Source organism: Pseudomonas sp. MYb185 (assembly GCF_002979975.1).
GTDB lineage: Bacteria > Pseudomonadota > Gammaproteobacteria > Pseudomonadales > Pseudomonadaceae > Halopseudomonas.
Genome location: NZ_PCQD01000010.1, coordinates 82,601 through 104,989 on the forward strand (window position 1 = coordinate 82,601; position 22,389 = coordinate 104,989).

Sequence of the window (22,389 nt, forward strand, 5' to 3'; positions counted from 1 at the left end):
CTGGGCACAACTTCAAGGCAAACAACAAGACAGGTGTAGTGCATGACACAGGCAACAGAGTCCATCTGCCCTGCTGCAGAAACGGAAGCAGCCCCAGCAGTCCAGCAAAAGCCTCTCACCGGTGAGTTGCTCCTGCTGCTGGCTGGCCTGGCGGCGCTCGGCGCACTCGCAACCAATATCATCCTGCCGACGTTTCCCGATATGGGTCGCAGTCTGGATGTCTCGGTCAAGGATCTCAGTGCCACACTCAGCAGCTTCTTTATCGCCTTTGCCCTTGGGCAACTGCTGGTGGGGCCCATTTCCGACCGGTTTGGTCGCAAGTGGCTGGTGCTCGGCGGTCTGGCTACCTTTATTGTCGGCAGCGCTGTGTGTGCCATGGCTACCAGCTTGCCGCAATTGATCAGCGGCCGGGTCATCCAGGCGCTCGGGGTATGTGCCACCTCCGTGCTGTCTCGCGCCATCGCCCGGGATCTGTTCGACGGTGCGCAATTGGCCCGTGCGTTGTCGTTGATCATGGTGGCGATGGCAGCCGCACCCGGTTTCTCTCCACTATTGGGCGGAGCATTCAACAGCCTGCTCGGTTGGCGTGCGACCTTCGGATTGGTTGCCGCGCTGGCATTACTACTTGGCGCTCACTACCTCACCAGACTGGGCGAAACCCATATAGCGGACAAGCGCTCCGCGCTGTCAGTCGCTGACGTACTGGTCAGCTATTGGCAACTGCTGCGAGACGGACGGTTCATTGCCCCAGCCCTGTCCGTCAGTCTGGTGATAGGTGCGCTGTATGCCTTTTTCGCCATGGCACCGGATATCCTGATGATCGGTTTCGGCCACTCAGCCCTGGAGCTGGGCCTGCTGTTCGCGGCAACGGTGTTCGTGGTGTTTGCGGCGGGTTTGCTGGCACCGCGCCTGGCCCAACGCTGGGGGCAGGCGATCGCGGCGCGCGCCGGCATCGTCATTGCACTGGTCGGCAGTCTGGCGCTGCTGCTCGGGCCGGAAGATTTTCCATTTTTCTGCGCGGCGCTGACCCTGTTCCTGCTCGGCATGGGCCTGGTCAACCCGCTGGCAACCGCTATCGCATTGCAACCCTTTGGCAAGCAGGCTGGTGCCGCCTCGGCATTACTCGGCTTCATGCAGATGGGCTGCGCTGCCGTTGCCATCATCATCGGCGCCAGTCTCGGGCTGTCCGCGTATACCGCGCTGGGGGTGATTCTGACAGCGTGCCTCTGTAGCGCATTGCTCATTTTTCTTGCAGTGAAATAACCACAGCGCAGAATCAGGTACCCTGCTTTCCTCGCTCCCCCAGCACTGTCACCTGCAAGACAGTCCCCCGCCATCACCATCGACTAGACTGCAGGAACTCATCGTTGCCAGTGCCCGTGTCGCACTGTGAGTCACCACAATCACAAGAGGAAAGCCCGATGAACGCAATGCAGAAACTACCGGTTCTCGACGTCAGGGATCAGGTCAGCGCCGAGGAGTGGCAGACCCGGGTGGATCTGGCCGCCTGCTACCGTCTGGTCGCCATGAACGGCTGGGACGATATCGTGTTCACCCATATCTCGGCGAAGATTCCCGGTACCGAACATTTCCTGATCAACCCCTACGGCCTGATGTTCGAGGAGGTCACCGCCTCGAACCTGGTGAAGATCGACCTGCAGGGCAACAAGCTGGTGGACTCGCCCTACGAGATCAACCCGGCGGGCTTCACCATTCACAGTGCGGTGCATGAGATACGCCACGATGTGGGCTGCGTGCTGCATACCCATACTGCCGCAGGGGTGGGGGTGTCCGCGCAGAAGGACGGTCTCCTGCCGATCTCGCAACAGGCGTTGTTCGTACTCGCCAGCCTGTCCTACCACGATTACGAAGGTGTGGCCCTGCGTGAAGACGAGAAGCTGCGCCTGCAGCAGGACCTGGGCCGGACCAAGAGCATGGTGCTGCGCAACCACGGGCTGATGACCTGTGGTCGGGACGTGGCCGAAGCCTTCCTCGGCATGCATACCCTGCAGCGCTGCTGCGAAATCCAGATCAATGCACAGGCCGGTGGTAGCGAGCTGATTCCGATCCCGCAGAGCATTCTGGACAGCGCCATCGAAAGCATGCGTCAGGTCACCAAGGGCGCCGGTGCCAACCTGGCCTGGCCGGCACTGCTGCGCAAGGTACAACGCGACAGCCCCGGGTTCGACAGCTGATCAGTAGAACTTCTGCACGCGCTGTGGCGTCATGCCGAACTGGCGACGGAACGCGGTGGTGAAATTGGCAGTGCTGGAATAACCGGCCTGCCATGCCGCCTCGCTGATGCTGACACCGCTCTGCAGGGCAACGTGAGCCTGCTGCAACTTGCGCTGGCGTTGCCAGGCGAACAGTGACATGCCCTGGGCCGCCTGGAACTGGCGCTGCAGGGTACTGGCGCTGGCCCCCACGGCGCTGGCGATCTGCTCCAGTGACCAACCATCGGCCTCGCCGCTGTGCAGCAGCTCCTGAGCGCGCTGCACCAGACGCTGATGATGGGGGCGCTGGCGCACCGGTTCTGTCGGCTCGCCGACAAGTTGCTCGACCACCCCATGCACCAACCCCAGCACCCTCACCTCCTGCTGCAGATGGGCCAGCAACTCGCCATCGGCAGGCTGCCCCATGACCTGCTCTGCCAGCGCCAGCAGTGGCGCGGTTGGCGTCCAGCGACGCAAGGCCAGATGCTGTCTCGGTTCGATCAGACGTCGGATACTGATATGTGCATCCAGGCCGCTGCTTGCGAACCACTCCGGAGTCAGGCAGATCGATAGCTTGCGTATGTGCTGCCCAGAGTGTGCCTGGCGGGTAAAGGTTGCCGGTTCGGTCAAGGCGATGGCAATCCCCTCGGGCCGCCCCGGCCTCGGCGCGACCTGTAACCGCCGGTCGTCGTACTGCGCCTGGCCATCTCCGTTCATGAACAGCACCAGGCTCAGGCGCGGGCTGACCTCGACCTGGGTCGAGAAGTCGTGCAGCTCGAGGCAGTCGGAGCAGTGCAGGGATAACCCCGGGCGCAACTGCTGCCAGCTCAGGCGGCCCTGGAACAAGGGGCTCTGGTCGGGGCTCCGATCAGGCCCCTGCTCGGCCAGCCGCACCGGGGTACCCAGTCGCCGGGCCAACTCTCCCACCCTGACCATATCCTGCTCGCTGCCCATCTTGCCTACCCCCCTGCATTTTGCTGTCGGCGCAAAGGAAATTGATGCTGGCGCAAAACGATTTTGTCCGGCGCTGTGCCAGACTACGCGCCGGCATCAATAGATGCAAATCATTCGCATTATCGAGCGATACGCTCACACCGTTCAAGGGACGATACACATGCCACTCTCCGCCACGCGCCATGCGCTGTGCTACAGCCGACTTTCTCTTGCCATCCTGCTTGCCCTGGGTGCGCAGCATACGTTAGCGGCCGATGACGTCATCGAGCTGCAGAGCACCGAGGTATTGGGTACTGCGCAGCAGGAGCTGCTGCAGGCGCCGGGAGTATCGGTAATCACTGCCGAGCAGATCCGCAAGACCCCACCGGCCAATGACATCGCCGAGCTGATCCGCAAGCAGCCGGGGGTCAACCTGACCGGCAACAGTGGCTCCGGTGCGCGCGGCAACAACCGGCAGATCGACATTCGCGGCATGGGCCCGGAAAACACCCTGATCCTGATCGATGGCAAGCCGGTATCCTCGCGCAATGCGGTGCGTTATGGCTGGCGCGGCGACCGCGATACCCGCGGTGACACCAACTGGGTGCCGGCCGAGCAGATCGAGCGCATCGAGGTACTGCGCGGGCCGGCGGCAGCGCGCTATGGCAATGGCGCCGCGGGCGGGGTAGTCAATATCATCACCAAGGGCCCGGGGCTCGAACACCATGCCGACATGACGCTGTACATGAGCATGCCCCAGCATGACGAGGAAGGCGCCAGCAGGCGCTTCAACTTCGGTTTGAACGGCCCGCTGAGCGAGAATCTGGCCTATCGCGTCTACGGCAACATCAGCAAGGCGGACATGGACGATGCCGACATCAACGCCGGCCACAGCCTTCCCGGCCAGAGCACCGCCGGACGCGAGGGTGTCCGCAACCGGGATGTCAGTGGCGTGCTCAGCTGGTACCTGAACGACGAACAGAAGCTGGAGCTGGAGGCCGGCTATGGTCGGCAGGGCAATATCTACGCCGGCGACAGCATGAACAACGTGGAGTCACCGGCCCTGGACGCATTGCGCAACCCCTGGCTGGGGCGTGAAACCAACATCATGTACCGCCAGAACTACGCCATCACCCACCATGGCGAATGGAGCTTCGGCGATACCCTCAACTACCTGCAGTACGAGCACACCGACAACCGCCGTCTGCAGGAAGGTCTGGCCGGTGGCCCCGAGGGCAGTATCCTCAACAACAACTTCGGCACCATCGAACTGGATACCCTGACCGCCCACAGCGAAGTCCACCTGCCGCTGGCGACGCGGATCGAACAGATGCTGACACTGGGCGCAGAATGGGTCGGCCAGCGCATGGATGATCCCTTCTCCAATACCCAGACCACCACCGAAGCCGGTGATATCCCCGGCCTGATCAATGGCGACCGTGACGGCAAAAGCTCGGCGCGTATCGCCTCGGTGTTCATTGAAAGCAACATGCAGCTACGCCCCGGCACCATACTGACTCCCGGCCTGCGCTTCGACCGGCACAGCCGTACCGGCAGCAACTGGAGCCCGGCGCTAAACCTGTCCCAGGCACTGGGTGAGGACTTCACCCTCAAGGCCGGGATCGCCCGCGCCTATAAGGCACCGAACCTGTACCAGACCAACCCGGACTATCTGCTGTACAGCCGCGGCCAGGGCTGCTGGGGCGGTGGCGGCGCCTGCTACCTGCGCGGCAACGAGAACCTGGACGCCGAGACCAGCATCAACAAGGAAATCGGTATCGAGTTCCGCCGCGACCAGCTGGTCGCCGGGATCACCTGGTTCCGCAACGACTATCGCAACAAGATCGAGGCGGGCCGCGACAGCATCGGTAACGCCATTGGCGGCAGCAACCCGGCTTATGCCGATGCCGACATCTTCCAGTGGGAAAACGTGCCGCGGGCGATCGTCGAGGGGTTGGAAGGTACCCTGAACCTGCCGCTGGCCAGCAGCCTGGACTGGAACACCAACTTCACCTATATGCTGCGCTCGGAGAACCGTGACACCGGCGAGCCGCTGTCGATCATCCCCGAGTACACGGTCAACTCGACCCTCGACTGGCAGATCAACCAACCCTGGTCGGCGCAGGCCAGCGTCACCTGGTATGGCAAGCAGGAACCCGGCAAGTACGGCTACCAGGGCAACCTGCTGACCGGCGATGCGCGCCGCTCCATCTCGCCCTACAGCCTGGTCGGCCTGAGCAGTCGCTATGCCTTCACTGACAATCTCAGCGTCAGCGGCGGTGTCAGCAACCTGTTCGACAAACGCCTGTACCGTGAAGGTAACGCCAACATAGCTGGTGCCTATACCTACAACGAGCCGGGTCGGACCTTCTATACCAGCATCAGCAGCAGCTTCTGAGCAAAGCCTGCGCTCCATGGCCCGGCCGTACCGGGCTGGCCATGGAGCATGTCCGCCGCATAGGTATTACACTGTTCCGCACACCCTTGCGGAACCTTGCCCATGCAAGTCGAACTGATTGAAATCCGCGACCACCTGAGTCGCTTCGCTCCCTTTGACGAATTGCCCGAGGAAACCCTCGACGATATCGCCCGGCAGACGCAGGTGCGCTACTTCAAGGCTGGCACGCCGATTCTGCAACAGGACGACGAGATAACCGAGCTGCACTATATCCGCAGCGGCGCAGTGGAAATCTATCGGCGCAATGGCGAGCTGTTCAACCGCCTGGGCGAGGGCGATATCTTCGGTCAGGCCGGGCTGCGCCGGCACGGTCGAGTGCGCTTCCCGGCCCGCGCCCTGGAAGACACCCTGATCTATTTCATTCCCGGGGGACTGTTCAGCCAGCTGTGCGACCAGCACGACAGCCTTGCCGATTTCGTCGATACCGAGGGCTCGGCACGGCTGCGCTCGGCGATGGAGTCCCAGGGCCGGGCCAATGAGCTGATGAAGATTCGCGTCAACAAGCTGATCAGCCGGCCACCGGTGATGCTCGACGCCCAGTCCAGCATCCACCGGGCAGCAGCGGTAATGACCGAGCAGAGCGTATCGGCACTGCTGATCACCGAGCCGTGGCAGGAAGACCCGCAGCAGCAACGCGTCATCGGCATCATCACCGACCGCGACTTCCGCACCCGGGTGGTGTCCGAGGCACTGCCACCGGAAACGCCGCTGCATAGCATCATGTCCGCCGACCCGATCACCCTGCAGGCCAGCGACTCGGTATTCGAGGCCATCCTGTGCATGCTGCGGCACAATATCCACCATCTGCCGATCCTCAACCGGCGCCGCCCGGTGGGCCTGATCAACCTGGCCGATGTAATCCGGTACCAATCCCAGAGCAGCCTGTATCTGGTCAATGACATCTTCAACCGGCAGTCGGTCAGCGAGTTGCAGAACCTGCTGCCGCATGTGCGCGCCACTTTCCTGCGCATGGTCGAGGACGAAGCCAGTGCGCACATGATCGGCAGCGCCCTGTCCAGCATCGGCCGCAGCTTCATCCAGCGCCTGGTGGACCTCGCCGAGGAGCAGCTGGGGCCACCGCCGGTGCCCTACTGCTTCATGGTCATGGGCTCGATGGCCCGGGATGAGCAGTTGATCGTGACCGACCAGGATAATGCGCTGGTCCTCGACGACCGCTTCGATCCGGCCGAGCATGACGACTATTTCCTGCGCCTGGCGACCTTCGTCAGCAACGGTCTGGCCGCCTGCGGCTACAGCTATTGCAAGGGTGACATCATGGCCACCAACCCGCGCTGGCGCCAGCCACTGAAAGTCTGGAAAAGCTATTTCAGCGACTGGATCGAACGGCCCAACCCGCGCACCCTGCTCAACAGCAATATCTTCTTCGACCTGGAGGCGGTCAGCGGCCAGTCCGACTTCGTCGAGCAACTGCGCGAGCTGATCGCCAACAAGGCCAGCCGCAATCAACGCTTTCTCGCCCTGCTGGCACGCAACTCGCTGAACCGTACCCCGCCGCTGGGGTTCTTCCGCACCTTCGTCATGGAGCAGGACGGAAAACAGAAGAACATCATCAATATCAAGCGCCGCGGTACCGCACCGCTGACCGACCTGATCCGCGTTCATGCACTGGCCTGCGGCTCCACCGCCCAGAGTTCCTTCGATCGCCTGGACGATATCGCCAAGACCCGGCTGGTACCACCCGATGCGGTGGAACGACTGCGCTATGCGCTGGAGTTCCTGTCGCTGGCACGCATCCGGCACCAGGCACTGGATATTCAGGAAGGCCGCGAACCGAACAACGATATCGAACCGGAGAATGTCTCGGCGGCGGAGCGCCATGGCCTGAAGGATGCGTTCCAGATACTCAGCAATGCCCAGAAATTCCTGCGTTACCGCTACCCCGACATCAACGGTGGCCGACCAGCATGAACCGATCAACCAAGCAACCGCGGATCGACTGGGCCCAGTATATGGGCAGCCTGGCTGAAACCTCCCGCCAACCGCTGCTGGCAGCCTTCTACCAGGCCAACTGGCCAACGCCGGATACGCCGCTGGATGACGTCGAATTCGTTGCCCTGGATATCGAAACCACCGGCCTGGATGCGCGACGCCACGCAATCGTCAGTATCGGCCTGATCCCCTTCACCCTGGCACGCATTCGCAGTGACCAGGCCTGGCACCAACTGGTGCGCCCCTATGGTGACCTGATCCCGGAATCGGTGACCTTCCATCACATTACCCACTCGGATATCCGGCGGGCACCACGCTTTGGCGAGATTCTGGAAAGCCTGCTGCAACGGTTGGCCGGCAAGGTGGCGGTAGTGCACTACCGTAATATCGAACGTACCTTCATTGATGAGGCGGTGCGCCACGCCCTGGGGGAAGGCCTGCTGTTTCCGATGGTCGACACCATGCAGATCGAGGCCGACCTGTATCCCCAGCGCCAGCCAGGCTGGCTGCGACGACTGCGGGGCCAGCCGCCGATCTCGATTCGCCTGGCCGACAGCCGTGCGCGCTACGGTCTGCCGCTGTACCAGGCGCACCATGCCCTGACCGATGCGCTGGGTACCGCGGAGTTGTTGCAGGCGCAGGTGGCAACACACTTCCCGGCACCACAGCGGCTGGCTGAGCTGTGGTACTGAGCCGCTAGCGCGGCTCGCTCATCAAGCCCTTGACGATGGCGATGCAACCGACCAGCAACACCACGGTGAACGGCAGTCCGGTGGACACCGCCATGGCCTGCAGCGCCACCAGCCCGCCACCCAGCAACAGGGCAATGGCCAGCACACCCTCTATCACCGCCCAGAACACCCGCTGGGATACCGGTGCGTTGACCTTGCCGCCGGCCGTCACTGTGTCGATCACCAGCGAGCCGGAGTCCGAGGAGGTAATGAAGAACATCACCACCAGCACGATACCAACGAACGAAGCGATGCCCGATAGCGGCAGCTGACTGAGCATGGTGAACAGTTGCAGCTCCAGCGCCGCCTCCTGCACACCCGTGAAGTTGTCCACCAGCACCTGATGAATGGCGCCTCCACCGAAGGAGGTCATCCACAATACCGACACCAGTGATGGCACCAGCATTACCGCAATCAGGAACTCCCGAACCGTGCGCCCACGGCTGACACGGGCGATGAACATGCCGACAAAGGGCGACCAACTGATCCACCAGGCCCAGTAGAAGGCGGTCCAGCCCTGGACGAAATTGACATCCTCCCGGCCGACCGGATTGGCGAGCGCCGGCAGGTAGGTGACATAGGCGCTCAAGTTACTGAACAGCCCCTTGAAGATTTCCAGCGTCGGCCCAACGACGATGACGAACAGCAATAGCGCCACCGCCAGCAGCAGGTTGATCTTGGACAGCTGCTGCACACCCTTGTCCACCCCAGACACCACCGACCATAGCGCCACTGCGGTGATGGCGATGATCAGCAGTACCATGGTCAGGTTACCGGTTGGAATACCGAACAGGTGCTCCAGACCTGCACCCGCCTGCTGAGCGCCGATCCCCAGGGAAGTAACCAGACCGAACATGATGGCGAACACCGCAAGGATGTCGACAATGTGTCCCGGCCAGCCCCAGACCCGCTCCCCCAGCAGCGGATAGAAGATCGAGCGCACACTCAGCGGCAACCCCTTGTTGAAGGAGAAGATCGCCAGCGACAAGGCGACTATCGCGTAGATCGCCCAGGGATGCAGACCCCAGTGGAAAATGGTCGCCGCCATGCCCAGACGCATGGACTCTTCAGCATTGCCGGCAGCACCGCCGAGTGGCGCCCAGTCGGTGCGCTCACCATTGGCACCCAAGGTGATGCCGTCGTAGGCGGCGGTGAAGTGCGACATGGGCTCGGCGACCCCATAGAACATCAGGCCGATGCCCATGCCGGCTGCGAACAGCATGGAAAACCAGCCGAAATAGGTGTAATCCGGTGTCGCCTCCTTACCGCCGATGCGCACCCTGCCCAGCGGCGAGACGATCAAGGCCAGGCACAGCACCACGAAAATATTCGCAGCCGCCAGGAAAAACCAGTCCATCTTGCCGGTCACCCAGCCGCGCAGACTGCCGAATACCGCCTCAGCCTGATCCTGCAATGCCAGGGTCAACAGCACGAACAGCAGAATGGTGCCCGCTGAAATCAGGAAAACCTTGCTGTGGATATCCAGGTTGATGGTCAACTGACCGGAGAAGTTATCCTGCCCGACCACGTAATCGGTATCGATCAGATTGGTTTCGCCCGATGGGGCGGGAATGCCATCATCATTGATGACTGGTGCTATCGGCTCGTTCTCGTTCGTGGGCTGGGTTCCCATGGAATCGCTCCTTGTATGGCGTTACTCGCCAGCACGACAGATAAGCAGAAGCAGACTGAAACTGACTCAACTGTAGTCGCCTGGTCGAGGAATTGCTGCACAGGCGGCACATGGTAACGCAACGGGACGGATGGTAAAAATCGGTAACACTTCCACCTCGGCGGCGAAGCGGCGGGCAGCACCACATTTGGGGTCATGGCATCATGAGTTTTTTTAAACTTCAACACAAATAAATTGAGTTTGTTTCATTCAGCCCGAGTACCGACAATCCTCTCCGGATTATTTACTGGAGGATCTGTCATGAGCCTGGCCCACAACCTTGGTTTCCCACGCATCGGGCGTGATCGCGAGTTGAAAAAAGCCCAGGAAGCCTATTGGAAAGGCGACCTGGATGAAGCTGGCCTGCGCGCCATCGGCAAACAGTTGCGTGCCACTCACTGGCAGGCACAGCAGGATGCCGGCATCGACCTGCTGCCGGTCGGTGACTTCGCCTGGTACGACCAGGTGCTGACCCACTCCCTGACCTTCGGCGTCATTCCCGAGCGCTTTCGCAGCAAGGACAACGCCAAGCCCACCCTGCAGACATTGTTCGCCATGGCCCGCGGTGCCGTTGGCCACGACTGCTGCTGTGGCGGCACGCATGCCCAGGAAATGACCAAGTGGTTCGATACCAACTACCACTACCTGGTCCCCGAGTTCACCGCAGACCAGCAGTTCGCACTGAGCTGGGAGCAGCTGTTCGAGGAGGTGGACGAAGCCATTGCCCTCGGGCACAAGGTCAAGCCGGTAGTCATTGGGCCGCTGACCTACCTGTGGCTGGGCAAGGTCAAGGGTGACGAGTTCGACAAGCTCGACCTGCTGGATCGATTGCTGCCGCTGTACGGGGAGATTTTCCAGCGTCTGGCTGCACAAGGCGTGGAGTGGGTACAGATCGACGAACCGATCCTGGTGCTGGACCTGCCGCAGGCATGGAAGAACGCCTTCGAACGGGCCTACAACCTGCTGCAGAAAGAGCCGCTGAAGAAGCTGATCGCCACCTACTTTGGCGGTCTCGAAGACAACCTCGGGCTGGCGGCCGGTCTGCCGGTCGACGGTCTGCATATCGACCTGGTGCGCGCACCGGAACAATACCCGACCATTCTCGACCGCCTGCCCTCCTACAAGGTGCTGTCGCTGGGCCTGGTCAATGGCCGCAACGTCTGGCGCTGCGATCTGGAAAAGGCCCTTGAAGTGGTCCGCCATGCCCATGAGCGCCTGGGCGAACGCCTGTGGCTGGCTCCGTCCTGCTCACTGCTGCACAGCCCGGTGGATCTGGACCGCGAAGACCAACTGGACGCCGAACTGAAGAGCTGGCTGGCGTTTGCCGTACAGAAATGCGCCGAAGTGGCGACCCTGGCCCGTGCAGTCAACCAGCCGGATTCGCCTGAAGTGGCTGCCGCCCTGGCTGAAAGCGGTGCCGTACAGGCCAGCCGCGACGCCTCCGCACGCATCCACAAGCCGCAGGTGCAGGCCCGCCTGGCGGCCATCCGCCCTGCGGACAGCCAGCGCCATGCGCCCTTTGCCGAGCGTATTGCCAAGCAGCGCGCCGGCCTGAACCTGCCGGCATTCCCGACCACCACCATCGGCTCCTTCCCGCAGACCCCGGCCATTCGCCTGGCTCGCCAGTCATTCAAGCAGGGCAAACTCAGCCAGGCTGAATACACCGAGGCCATGCATAGCGAAATCCGCCATGCGGTCAAGGTGCAGGAGCAGTTGGGGCTGGATGTGCTGGTGCATGGCGAGGCCGAGCGCAACGACATGGTCGAGTATTTCGCCGAGCAACTCGATGGCTACGCCTTCACCCGCTTTGGCTGGGTACAGAGCTACGGCTCACGCTGCGTCAAGCCAGCGGTGATCTATGGCGACCTGAGCCGCCCCAGGGCGATGACCGTGGACTGGATCACCTACGCCCAGGGCCTGACTGACAAGGTGATGAAGGGCATGCTGACCGGCCCGGTGACCATGCTGATGTGGTCGTTCCCGCGGGACGACATCCCCCGCGAGGAGCAGGCACGCCAGTTGGCGCTGGCAATCCGTGACGAGGTGGTGGACCTGGAAGCCGCGGGTATCAAGGTGATCCAGATCGATGAGGCCGCCTTTCGCGAGGGTCTGCCCCTGCGCAAGTCGGGCTGGCAGCACTACCTGGACTGGGCCACCGAGGCCTTCCGCCTGACCGCCAGCGGTGTACGCGATGAAACCCAGATCCATACCCACATGTGCTACAGCGAGTTCAATGATGTGATCGAATCGATCGCCGCGATGGATGCCGATGTGATCACCATCGAGACCTCGCGTTCGGACATGGAACTGCTGGAAGCCTTCGAGCAGTTCGCCTACCCGAACGAGATCGGCCCGGGGGTGTATGACATCCACTCGCCACGGGTGCCCAGCACCGGCGACATCGTCACGCTGCTGCGCAAGGCAGCGCAGCGTATTCCCGCCGAACGGCTGTGGGTCAACCCGGACTGCGGCCTGAAGACCCGGGCCTGGCCGGAAACCGAAGCGGCGCTGGTGAACATGGTTGCGGCAGCGCGCGAGTTGCGTGGCGAATCTGCGCTCAGCGCCTGATACTTGCGAGCAGCGACTCCCGGCCTGCGCCGCAATGCTGCTCACCTAACCCCGTCATCCTTCGCGAAGGCGAAGGATGATCAGGGCCGGACCTCAGCCGAGTGGATAATGGCCAGTACATCAGGTGCGCTGAGTCGGTAGCTTTTCATCAGCGCCTTGAGTTCATCACCAAACTCCCGCGCCTCGCGCAGGCGTTCAGTCTTTTTCTTCGCCTCGAGTTGTTCCAGGCTCTCGGCAAGTTTGCGTTCGATTTCCCGAAACGCAGCATTCTTGGTCATAGGCAACCTATCACGAATCTTAAAGAAGACCTGTCTTGTACCGGGCGACAATCAAGCAAAACCGGATACGGCGAAGCCGAACTCACACAGGTCCGAGCGTGTTTGCGGGCATGGGCGCCGGGGTACGTCAGTGACAGTCGGGATAACCACAGATCATGCTATCAGACCGCTCTGGCCGGAAGTTGTCCCTTCGACTCCGCTTCATGCGACGAACGGAAAAGCCATCATGCAGTGGTCGTCGCCCGTCTTGATACGACACTGTCGGGTAGTCGACAGCTTGTCGAATGACGTTCTGGCCGGACGGCCAGCGGAGCGAAGGAATTCTAGCATGTCTGACGCTGTTCGATAGCATCAGTTGCGTGAATGCACTCACCCCTGCCCCAGCTCCAGCCCACTCAAGCGCCGCACGGGCTGCGCCACTGCAGCATCGAAGATCCCGGCACGCGTCTCCACCAGGGTGAAATCCCGACTGGCCCGGGTGATGGCGGTGTACACCAGTTCCTTGGTCAGCAGCGGGCTGCGGGTCTCCGGCAGCACCAGCGCGGCGTGGGCAAACTCCGAGCCCTGGGACTTGTGCACGGTCATGCCGAATACGGTTTCCACCCCGCTCAACCGGCTGGGTAGCACGAAACGCAGGCCACCTGCGCCGTCGTTGCGCGGGAAGGCCACCCGCAGCACGTGGGGTTCCGCTTCACCGGGCTGCAATGCCGGCTCCCGGACCATCAGGGCGATGCCGATGTCACCGTTCATCAGCCCCAGCGCGTAGTCATTACGGGTCACCAGCACCGGCCGCCCCTCGTACCAGCCCCGCGGCTCGGGCAGCAGACCACGCCGGTGCAGCAGCCCGGCGATCGACTGGTTGAGCCCCTCAACCCCCCAGGGGCCCTGGCGCACCGCACAGAGTACCTGAAAGGTATCGAAAGCCTTCAGCACCTGCTGCGCCCATTGCTCCCAGGCCGGGTCGCGGGCAGCCAGTTGCGCCGGTGGCCGCTGTTCGCTCAGCACCCGCAGGTACTCGGCATAGCCGGGCAACTGATCGCCGCCCAGCACCAGTTGCGCCAGCGCCGGGTCGCCCTGCCCCTGCAGCACATGGCTGTGGATATCCCGATACCGGGCATCGGCCAGCACCTGCCTGGCCGCCCGCGGATCGGCGCGGTTCACCGCCCGGGCCAGTTCACCGATGCCACTGGCCGCACCGAAGCGATGGGAGTGGCGCAGCATCACCGTCTGCTGCGCCAGCGGGTGGCGTTGCGCATCGCCGCTCTGCAATCCCGCCGCAGCCAGCGACTGACCGCTGACCTGCTCCAGCCAGTGGCGCGTCTCATCGCTGTAGCGGCCGGCTTCGGCATCCCGGCACAGATCACCGAGCACCGCACCGGCTTCCACCGAGGCCAACTGATCCTTGTCACCGAGCAGTACCAATCGCGCCCGCGGCGGCAGTGCCACCAGCAGGCAGGCCATCATCTCCAGATCGATCATCGACGCCTCGTCGACCACCAGTACATCCAGCGCCAGCAGGTTGCCGGCATGGTGACGAAAGTGTCGGCTGTCCGGGCGGCTGCCGAGCAAGCGGTGCAGGGTGGTGACTTCCCGGGGGATCTGCTCGCGTACCACTTCAGCCACCTGCAGGCCGCCGACCTGACGCCCGATGGACTCGGTCAGCCGCGCCGCGGCCTTGCCAGTCGGGGCAGCCAGATGGATGCGCAGAGGCTGCCCCGCCGCCACCGCCGGAGCCTGCAGCAATGCCAGCAGGCGCACCACGGTGGTGGTCTTGCCGGTGCCGGGGCCGCCAGTGATGATGCTGAAGGCACCCCGCGCCGCCAGGGCGCAGGCCAGCTGCTGCCAGTCCGGCTGTTGCTGGCTGTCGGCAAATAGCTGCTGCAACTGGCCGGGTAGATTCTCCGGCAGCGCCAGCGGTGTCTGCAGTCGCCGTTGCAGGGCGGTGGCCACCTGCCGCTCATAATTCCAGTAGCGACGCAGGTACAGTCGTTGGCCATGCAACACCAGCGGTCGCTCGCCCGGCTCCGCGTCGCCCTCGCCGCCTGGCTGCTCGACCAGCGGGCTGGCGGCCAGCACCTGGCGCCACTGCTCGACCGTCACCGGGCGCAGCAGCTGCGAGGGCAGACGGATGTCCTGGCCGGCCTGCTGCCCTTCCGGCGGCAATGACAGGCTCAGGTCGGGAGCGCTCAGGGTCTCGCCCAGGTCCAGACACACGTGACCATGCCCCAACTGGTGGCTGGCCAGTGCCGCGGCCAACAGCGCCAGGGGCTCGGCGGTCGGCTGCATGTCCAGCAGGAATACCGCCAGCGCCCGGTCCAGGGCGCGCAGCCAGCCGACCTCGACCCATTGCGCGAGCTGATGCAGTATCTCGTCACTGCCGAGTACGGCCGGCGGTTGCGTGGACAGGTTGTCCAACAGGTCCAGTTGGTCGTACCGCTCGATGTCGCCGCTGCTCATGGAACACTCTCCTCCTGCGCCTGCCCGGCAAACAGCCGGTCCAGACTCTCGATCAGCTCACGCGGCGGGCGGTCATGCCAGATGCCGGCGCCCGACGCCTCGCCGCCACGGATGAACCAGTACAGCGCGCCCCCCACATGCCGGTCGTAGTCGTAATCCACCAGCCGCGCGCGCAGTTGGCGGTGCAGCGCCAGCAGGTAGAACACGTACTGCAGGTCATAGCGGTGCTCGAGTACCGCCGCGCCCATGGCCTCAGCGGTGTAGGCATCGGCATCGACACCCAGCCAGTTGGACTTGTAATCCACCACGTAGTAGCGCCCCTGGTGCTCGAATACCAGGTCGATAAAGCCCTTGAACAGGCCGTTGAGCCGATCGCGCAACAACGGCGCCCGGGCTTTTGCATCCAGGGTATGGGCGCAGACCAATTGGTCGATGCGCTGCACATCGACCCGCGCGGCGCTGAACAGGAATTCCATTTCCACCTGGTACTGCCGCTCCGACAGGTCGGCCAGGCTCAGCTCGCTGCCGGGCACCAGGCCCGGGCGTTGCAGCAGGCCGCTCAGCCACTGCCCGAGACAGTCGCTCCATTCGCCCCAGCCCCGGCGCTGGCAGCGCGGATACAGACGCTCCCGGCACACAGCCGAATCGGTCAGCTGGGCAAAGCCTTCGCGGCCAGCCAGTTCCAGCAGTCCATGCAGGAAGGTGCCCGGCTGCGGACCGCGGGGGAAGCGGTGGATGCTTGGCACCTCCCCGGGCTTGAGCGGCAGGAACCGGTGGTTGCGCTCATCGTCGTTGAGTTGTCCTGACAACGGTGAGTCCGGTGCCTCGCCGCCCACCGCCAGGGCACTGTAGGAGCCGATCCACCAGGACTCGAAGGGCGGGTGATGCGGGTTGCGCTCGTGCAGCTCGCCGCTATCGTCGGCCACCGGTTGGTACGGCTGCTCGCCAGCCTCGGGCGCAGGCACTACCGCCACCACCCCATCTGCCCCGTGCGGCTGCCACTGCTGCAACCAGCCCGGCAGGCTGGCGGGCTCGGGCAGCGGCTCACCGCCGGCCAGCAGCCAGGCTATGGCGCTGTGATGCAGTACCGATCTGCGACCCTGGCCGGACTTGAGATCCGCCAACCCCAGCCAGCAGGCGTGGCGGGCGCGGGTCAGGGCCACATACAGCAGTCGCAGGTCCTCGCCCAGGCGCTCGCGGTCGGCCTGTTGCAGCTGCTCTTCGGTCGGTTCCAGGATCCAGCGGGCCCGCCCACCGTCGTGCAGGCGTACCGGCTCCCCCGCTTTCACCGCGCGGCTGTGAGCAATGAAAGGCAGAAACACCAGCGGGTATTCCAGGCCCTTGGACTTGTGGATGGTCACCACCTTGACCAGATCGGCATCGCTTTCCAGGCGCAGTATCTGTTCCTCCCCACCACTGCCGTCCTGGGCCCGGCGGATGAGCTCGGCCAGATGGCGGATCAAGGCCTGCTCGCCGTCCAGCTCGCGCGCCGCCTGCTGCAGCAATTCAGCCAGGTGCAACAGGTTGGTCAGCCGTCGCTCGCCGTCCCCCTGCTCGACCAGCCGCGCCGGCAGGCGGAAGTCGTGCAGCAGGCGGTGCAACATCGGCAGCACACCCTGGCGCAGCCAGCGCTGGCGATAGTCACGGAACTGGTCGACCCAGCGTTCCCACAGGCGCTCATCCTGGTTGAGCAGCTCCAGCTCGGCCCAGCTCAAGGCCAGGGTCGGGCTGGCCAGTGCGGCCCGCAGCAGGCGGTCATTGCCCGGATCGGCACAGGCGCGCAACCAGCGCAGCATGTCCGCGGCCTCCAGGGTGGCCAGTACCGAGTCCTTGTCCGACAGGTAGACGCTGCGCACCCCGCGCGCCGCCAGCGCCTGGCGGATCGCCTGGGCCTCCCGGCCAGTACGCACCAGAACCGCCATGTCCGCCGGGCGCACCGGCTGCAATCCCTTCTGCGGATCAGCGAAGCCGGTCGCGCCGCGCTGGCCGGCCCGCAGCAGCTCGACCATGGCGCTGGCACAGCGTTCGGCCATCTGGCTGCGGTAGCTTTCCCCGCTCAGCGGTTGCTCTCCGCCCAGGTGCCAGGCGGTCAGGGCCGGCCCCGGCTGGCCGTCCAGTGTCCAGACCTCGTCACGCCCCCTGGCCTTGACCGGCAGGAATGGCAGCGGATTATCCTCGCCGTGCCGGAACAGGAAGGCGCCAGCGGGCCACTGCTGTTCGGCCTGGCTGAAGACGCGGTTGACCGCAGCGACCATGGCCTGGCTGGAGCGGAAGTTGGTATCCAGGTTCTCGTGCCGCCCGGCAGTGGCGGTCCGGGCACCGAGATAGGTGTGGATGTCGGCACCGCGGAAGGCGTAGATCGCCTGCTTGGGATCACCGATCAGCAGCAGCGCGGTATCGGGGTCATTCTGCTGGACCCGGTAGATGCTGTCGAAGATGCGGTACTGCAGCGGATCGGTATCCTGGAACTCATCGATCAGGGCCACCGGGAACTGCCGGCGGATGACCTCGGCCAGTCGCTGGCCATTGCTGCCCTGCAATGCGGCATCCAGCCGGGTGAGCATGTCATCGAAGCCCATCTGGGCGCGGCGCAGCTTTTCCGCCTCGAAACGCCGGCTGATCCAGCCGGCGGCATGCAGCAGGGCTGGCTGGGTCGGATCGGGCAACGCGGCCAGCCGCTGTTCGAGGGTGGCCATGTCATCCAGCGCCGCGCAGACGCCGGCGGGCAGTTCCAGCTCGACACCCTTCTTGCAGGCATCCTGCAGCCCTTCGTGGGTGAAGCGCTTGAAATAGTCATTCTTGAAGGTCAGCTCGCCGCTGTCCGCACACCAGGCTCGCAGCTGATCGAGGCGCGGCTGGTAGATGCTCGGCTTGAGCTTGTTGCCATTGAAACTGCCCGCCTCGCAGCACCGTTCGAGAAACAGCTGCAGCTCATCCAGCCATTGCAACCAGGGTCGGCGCAGGCCCTCCAGCATCTCGGCCGCCTGCTGCAGCTGTTGCTCGAGCAGCAGTTGCAGGCTGCCCTCCTCCTCCCCTGCGTGCACATCCAGCCAGCGGCGCACCTGGGTGCCCAGCTGATCGGGATACTGCCAGTGGCGATTGACCCAGCCCAGTGCTGGGCCCTGCAGGGGATAGCAGTGCTGACGCCAGTAATCGCGCACTACCTCGGCGAGCAGGTCGCTGTGATCGGTCTCCAGGCTCTGTTCGAACAGGCTGCCACTGTCGAAGGCGTGTTCACGCAGCATGCGCTGGCACCAGCTGTGGATGGTGGAGACCGCCGCCTGGTCCATCCACTGGGCGGCAATATCGAGCTTGCGGGCACTGCCGGCGTGCTCGGCCGGATCGATATCGGCGAGCAGCCTCCGGAGAATCGGATCGGGCTCCTCCAGCTCGCCGCGGAAGGCCTGGGCAGCCTGCACCAGCCTGGCGCGGATGCGGTCACGCAGCTCCTGGGTGGCGGCATCGGTAAAGGTCACCACCAGGATCTCCGGCGGCAACAGCTCACGGCCAAAGCCGGCCTCGCCACCGTGGCCCAGCACCAGGCGTAGATAGAGAGCGGAGATGGTGAAGGTCTTGCCGGTGCCGGCGCTGGCCTCGATCAGCCGGCTGCCGTGCAACGGACAGCAAAGGGCCAGGGGTATACGAGTGTCGCTCATGTCTCATCCTCCCCAGCCCGTAACAGCTGCAGCACCCGGTCGGTCTGTGCCTGCAGCAGCGGTTGGTACAGTTGCTGCGCCCAGTATTCGAACTCGCCGTCCTGCCACAGGCTGGCGAAGTCCGGATAGCTGCGCTGCAGCGCCAGGCTCTTCTGCACTTCGCCGGTCAGGTAGGCCGAACCTTCATAGCAGCTGCGCGCCTTGGCCATACGCTGCTCGTCCTTTCCGGCCAGAAAGGCGAAGGCGGTTTCCAGTGCCACCGGCAACGGCCGTTGCAGGCTCTGTTGCCGGGCCTGCAGCCAGCCATGGGCAATCCCCTGGGCCTCGATGGTGTCCAGCGGCTGGATGAGCACACTGGCATCCTCGCCGACCAGACGGGTATGCAACGCATGGCCGCTGGCCGCCGCCAGCACATGCAGGCACCAGTCCGCCAGCAGCTTGCGCCAGCGCAGCTCCTTACCCTGGTTGTCCAGCAATCTGCCGGTAATCAGCGCCACCCGCGCCAAGCCCGCCTGGCTGGATGAGCCACGGGGCGCAGCCAGCCAGCTGCGCAGTTCCAGCTGGGGGATCGCCACCGCCAGGGCCAGAGGCTGTTCATGCGGTTGATCCCACAATAGCCATTGCTCTCGATAGCGCGCCAGTTGATCCTGCAGGGGATCAAGCAACTGCTCCCGGGCCAACTCGCCGAAACCGGCCAGCGGCAACTCGCCACGGGCGCTGAGACGCCCGGCGGCCTGTTGCAGGCGCTGGTCCCAGTTTCCCTCCGGCTCGGCCACCGCCTGCTGCAGTAGCCACTGGCTGAGCTGATGCCGATCCAGCCCATCCAGGGCAAAGGGTTCGTCATCCTCAGTGATGCTGTCCTGCTCACGCAGGTGCACCTTGAGCCGGGTGGCGAAGAAGTGTTCCACCGGACTGCGCAGAAAGTGCTGCAGGGTGTCCGCTTCGATCGGCGCGGCCGCGGCCAGTTCACTCAGCTGCGCGTCGGCCTGCCGGCGGCCACCAGCTTCGTGCAGCGCGCGCCACTCCCCGGCATAGCTGAACAATGCGCTGCGACCATCGAAATAGCGGCGGCTGAAGGGCTGCAGCGGATGTTCAGTGGTCAGCGCGGCGAGCAGGTCGCCACCGCCCTGCAGCTGCCAGCCGTCAGCCAGATGATCGCGCAGTTGGCCGACCAGCACCGAGGGTGGACGTTCGCTGTTGTCGCGGATGCTGCGCCCGACCCAACTGATGCTCAGACCGTCGCGGGCCGACAGCAGCGCCTCCAGCAGCAGGTAGCGGTCATCCTCACGACGCGAGCGGTCGCCGGGACGGTAGTCGTTGCCCATCAAATCGAAATCCAGCGGTGGCTGGGCCCGGGGATAGTCGCTGTCGTTCATGCCCAGCAGGCAGATATGCCGGAACGGGATGGCGCGCATGGGCATCAGCGTACAGATATTCACCGCGCCGGCGAGAAACCGCTGGCTGAGGGTATCCTGGCCGACACTGGCCAGCCAGGCTTCGGCGACCACGGTCAGCGGCAGCGGCTCCACCAGCCCCACCGACTCGCACAGCTCCAGCCAATGCTCCAGCCCTTCCTGCAACTGCGCCAGCAGCAGCTGGTCACGCTCACCCTCGGCAGCGAAGAAGTCTGCCAGCAACTGGCGCAGGCGCTCGCCCCATTGCACCGGTGATGCCGGCTGACCCAGCAGCCGTTCATGTTCATCCAGACGCTCCAGCAACTGGCTCAGGGGACCGATCAGTGCCGCATCCAGCCCACCGATCTCGTCATACGGCTCGATTCCCTGCCAGGCCGGTGCCGTGCCACTGGCATAACCGAGCAACATGCGTCGCAGCCCGAAGCGCCAGCTGTTGCTATCCAACCCCGGCGGCAGTCCCTGGGCCTGGCGCCGTTGCTGGTCCAGACCCCAGCGGATACCAGCCCCCTCGATCCAGCGCTGCAGGGTTGGCAGCTCGGCCTCGCTCAGACCGAAACGCCCGCGCAACGCCGGTACGTCCAGCAGATCGAGTACTTCACTGACCGGCAGCCGGCTGTCAGGCAACCGCAGCAGGTGTTCCAGGGCAATCAGCAGCGGCTCCTGGCCACGTTGCCCCTGGTCAGCCAGAGTGAAGGGGATGTGTCGCGGGTCATCCGCGGCATACTGGCCGAACACCGCCTGCACATGGGCAGCATAGGTATTCACGTCCGGCACCATGACGATGATGTCCCGCGGTTTCAGGCTCGGGTCACGGTCGAAGGCATCCAGCAGTTGATCATGCAGGATCTCCACCTCGCGCTGCGCGCTGTGCGCCAGCTGGAAACGCAACGAGGTATCCTCGGTGGCCCTGACTGGCGGCCAGCAGGCGCGACTTTCCGCCAGCGGGCGCAGTTCGAGAATGTCCTGCTGCAGTTGCTGCAGCAGGGTCTGGCCCTCGGGCGCGGTAAACAGATCGACCCGGCCACCATTGATCGCAGCGAAGCGCGACTCGTAGCTGCCGCGTTCGTCGTGCTGGTCGAGCAGGTTGATGTAGTCCCGGCCCTGCTTGCCCCAGGCCGCCAGCAACGGGTGGGCATGCTGGTGCAGCAGTGCGTCATCCAGTTGCACCGGCACCCCGGGCCGGCGCTGCTGGCGGCGATACTGATGCCGTAGCAGGTCCTGATCGGCGACGATATCGCCCCAGTGGTACTGGCAGGGGTTGAGTACCGCCAGCAGCACCTGGCTGAAACGGCCGATCACCGCCAACGCCTCCAGCGTCTGCGCCGGCAGCGAGGATATGCCGAACACCACCACGCGGCGCGGCAGGCCGCCGGGACGTTGACCGGCACTCAACAGATGTCCGACAAACCGCGGATGAATGCCGGCCCGACTGTCGCTCAACCGCTCGGCACCGACATCGGCCAGCACCGCCCGCCACAGCGCTGGCTGCCAGCGCTCCTGCGGCTCCAGTTGCCGGTGGCCCTGACGGGCCAGACCAATGCGATCCTGCCCTTCGGCCCAGTCGTTCAGCCAGTCGGCACGATACACCTGGTACTGATCGAACAGATCGGCCAGGCGCTCGGCCAGCTGGTAGCGCTTGCGGCAATCACGGTCATCGGCGAGAAAGTGTTTGAGTGGCTCGAATTCAGGCTGTTCGAGCAGCGCCGGCAGCAGGCGCATCAAGCGCCAGGTCAGCGGCTGCTTGTCCAGCGGCGAGGTTTCCGGCACCGCTTCGCGGCCCAGCACGCCGCGATAGGCATCCCACAGAAAGCGCGCCGGCAGTTGCACATCCACCGCGGCGGCAATGCCACAGCCGCCCTGCTCCGGGTCCGCTGCCAGCGCCATGCGCAGCCATTGGGCGATGCCGTTGCTCTGCACCAGCATCACCTCATTCTCCAGCGGCGCCAGCGGATGAGCCCGCAGCCAGTCGACCACCAGCTCGCGCAGGCTCTCCAGGCGGTTGCCGTGGATGATCATCAAACCGGGCGCGAGATCTTGGGCTTCCTGCATGAGGGCTCC

12 protein-coding genes are annotated in these 22,389 nt (G+C 64.3%); 6 read left to right on the plus strand and 6 right to left on the minus strand.

Features of this window, described 5'->3' with window-relative positions; all coding sequences use genetic code 11:
* Positions 1–42 precede the first annotated feature (42 nt).
* Together CQ007_RS14995 and CQ007_RS15000 are read left to right on the plus strand one after the other, a co-directional pair.
* A complete protein-coding gene (locus CQ007_RS14995) occupies positions 43–1,263 on the plus strand; it encodes a multidrug effflux MFS transporter (protein ID WP_105646644.1) in 1,221 nt (406 codons plus the stop codon).
* Positions 1,264–1,421: 158 nt separating this feature from the next.
* Complete coding sequence (locus CQ007_RS15000) at positions 1,422–2,195, plus strand: class II aldolase/adducin family protein (RefSeq protein WP_105646645.1); 774 nt, start codon at positions 1,422–1,424, stop codon at positions 2,193–2,195.
* On the opposite strand, the gene CQ007_RS15005 is transcribed toward CQ007_RS15000, so the two are convergent.
* Positions 2,196–3,167 (minus strand): AraC family transcriptional regulator, encoded by a 972-nt coding sequence (locus tag CQ007_RS15005; protein WP_105646646.1) that lies wholly within the window; start codon positions 3,165–3,167, stop codon positions 2,196–2,198. It abuts the gene before it with no gap.
* A gap of 160 nt (positions 3,168–3,327) precedes the next feature.
* Between CQ007_RS15005 and CQ007_RS15010 the strand changes: the two genes are divergently transcribed.
* The 3 genes from CQ007_RS15010 (at position 3,328) to CQ007_RS15020 (ending at position 8,246) form a co-directional block, all read left to right on the plus strand.
* Positions 3,328–5,544, plus strand: a complete 2,217-nt coding sequence (locus CQ007_RS15010) for a TonB-dependent siderophore receptor (protein WP_105646647.1) — start codon at positions 3,328–3,330, stop codon at positions 5,542–5,544.
* Positions 5,545–5,646: 102 nt separating this feature from the next.
* A complete protein-coding gene (locus CQ007_RS15015) occupies positions 5,647–7,533 on the plus strand; it encodes a DUF294 nucleotidyltransferase-like domain-containing protein (protein WP_105646648.1) in 1,887 nt (628 codons plus the stop codon).
* Entirely contained in the window at positions 7,530–8,246 is a 717-nt protein-coding gene (locus CQ007_RS15020) for a 3'-5' exonuclease (RefSeq protein ID WP_105646649.1), read from the plus strand. The genes CQ007_RS15015 and CQ007_RS15020 overlap by 4 nt, the downstream gene beginning before the upstream one ends.
* Before the next feature lie 4 nt (positions 8,247–8,250).
* Here the strand turns inward: CQ007_RS15020 and CQ007_RS15025 are convergent, their stop codons facing one another.
* Positions 8,251–9,918, minus strand: a complete 1,668-nt coding sequence (locus CQ007_RS15025; protein ID WP_105646650.1) for a BCCT family transporter — start codon at positions 9,916–9,918, stop codon at positions 8,251–8,253.
* A 300-nt stretch (positions 9,919–10,218) separates the two neighbouring features.
* On the opposite strand from CQ007_RS15025, the gene metE reads away from it, so the two are divergent.
* Complete coding sequence (metE, locus tag CQ007_RS15030; RefSeq protein ID WP_105646651.1) at positions 10,219–12,525, plus strand: 5-methyltetrahydropteroyltriglutamate--homocysteine S-methyltransferase; 2,307 nt, start codon at positions 10,219–10,221, stop codon at positions 12,523–12,525.
* Between the two features lie 80 nt (positions 12,526–12,605).
* Here metE and CQ007_RS15035 read toward each other — a convergent pair whose 3' ends face one another.
* The 4 genes from CQ007_RS15035 to recC all read right to left on the minus strand — a co-directional run bounded on the left by CQ007_RS15035 (position 12,606) and on the right by recC (position 22,380).
* Positions 12,606–12,803 carry a hypothetical protein gene (locus CQ007_RS15035; protein ID WP_105646652.1) on the minus strand — a complete coding sequence of 66 codons (198 nt, stop codon included), beginning with the start codon at positions 12,801–12,803 and terminating at the stop codon, positions 12,606–12,608.
* A 369-nt stretch (positions 12,804–13,172) separates the two neighbouring features.
* Positions 13,173–15,260 carry an exodeoxyribonuclease V subunit alpha gene (recD, locus tag CQ007_RS15040; protein ID WP_105646653.1) on the minus strand — a complete coding sequence of 696 codons (2,088 nt, stop codon included), beginning with the start codon at positions 15,258–15,260 and terminating at the stop codon, positions 13,173–13,175.
* Positions 15,257–18,916 carry an exodeoxyribonuclease V subunit beta gene (recB, locus tag CQ007_RS15045; protein ID WP_105646654.1) on the minus strand — a complete coding sequence of 1,220 codons (3,660 nt, stop codon included), beginning with the start codon at positions 18,914–18,916 and terminating at the stop codon, positions 15,257–15,259. Before recB ends, recD begins: the two co-directional genes overlap by 4 nt.
* Positions 18,913–22,380: an exodeoxyribonuclease V subunit gamma gene (recC, locus tag CQ007_RS15050; protein WP_105646655.1), complete on the minus strand. Its 3,468-nt coding sequence runs from the start codon at positions 22,378–22,380 to the stop codon at positions 18,913–18,915. The genes recB and recC overlap by 4 nt, the downstream gene beginning before the upstream one ends.
* Between the last annotated feature and the right edge of the window lie 9 nt (positions 22,381–22,389).

Excerpts from the sequence above, each read along its gene's own strand:
- CQ007_RS14995 (WP_105646644.1), top strand. The coding sequence starts at position 43 with ATGACACAGGCAACAGAGTCCATCTGCCCTGCTGCAGAAACGGAAGCA.
- CQ007_RS15000 (WP_105646645.1), top strand. The coding sequence starts at position 1,422 with ATGAACGCAATGCAGAAACTACCGGTTCTCGACGTCAGGGATCAGGTC.
- CQ007_RS15005 (WP_105646646.1), bottom strand. The coding sequence starts at position 3,167 with ATGGGCAGCGAGCAGGATATGGTCAGGGTGGGAGAGTTGGCCCGGCGA.
- CQ007_RS15010 (WP_105646647.1), top strand. The coding sequence starts at position 3,328 with ATGCCACTCTCCGCCACGCGCCATGCGCTGTGCTACAGCCGACTTTCT.
- CQ007_RS15015 (WP_105646648.1), top strand. The coding sequence starts at position 5,647 with ATGCAAGTCGAACTGATTGAAATCCGCGACCACCTGAGTCGCTTCGCT.
- CQ007_RS15020 (WP_105646649.1), top strand. The coding sequence starts at position 7,530 with ATGAACCGATCAACCAAGCAACCGCGGATCGACTGGGCCCAGTATATG.
- CQ007_RS15025 (WP_105646650.1), bottom strand. The coding sequence starts at position 9,918 with ATGGGAACCCAGCCCACGAACGAGAACGAGCCGATAGCACCAGTCATC.
- metE (WP_105646651.1), top strand. The coding sequence starts at position 10,219 with ATGAGCCTGGCCCACAACCTTGGTTTCCCACGCATCGGGCGTGATCGC.
- CQ007_RS15035 (WP_105646652.1), bottom strand. The coding sequence starts at position 12,803 with ATGACCAAGAATGCTGCGTTTCGGGAAATCGAACGCAAACTTGCCGAG.
- recD (WP_105646653.1), bottom strand. The coding sequence starts at position 15,260 with ATGAGCAGCGGCGACATCGAGCGGTACGACCAACTGGACCTGTTGGAC.
- recB (WP_105646654.1), bottom strand. The coding sequence starts at position 18,916 with ATGAGCGACACTCGTATACCCCTGGCCCTTTGCTGTCCGTTGCACGGC.
- recC (WP_105646655.1), bottom strand. The coding sequence starts at position 22,380 with ATGCAGGAAGCCCAAGATCTCGCGCCCGGTTTGATGATCATCCACGGC.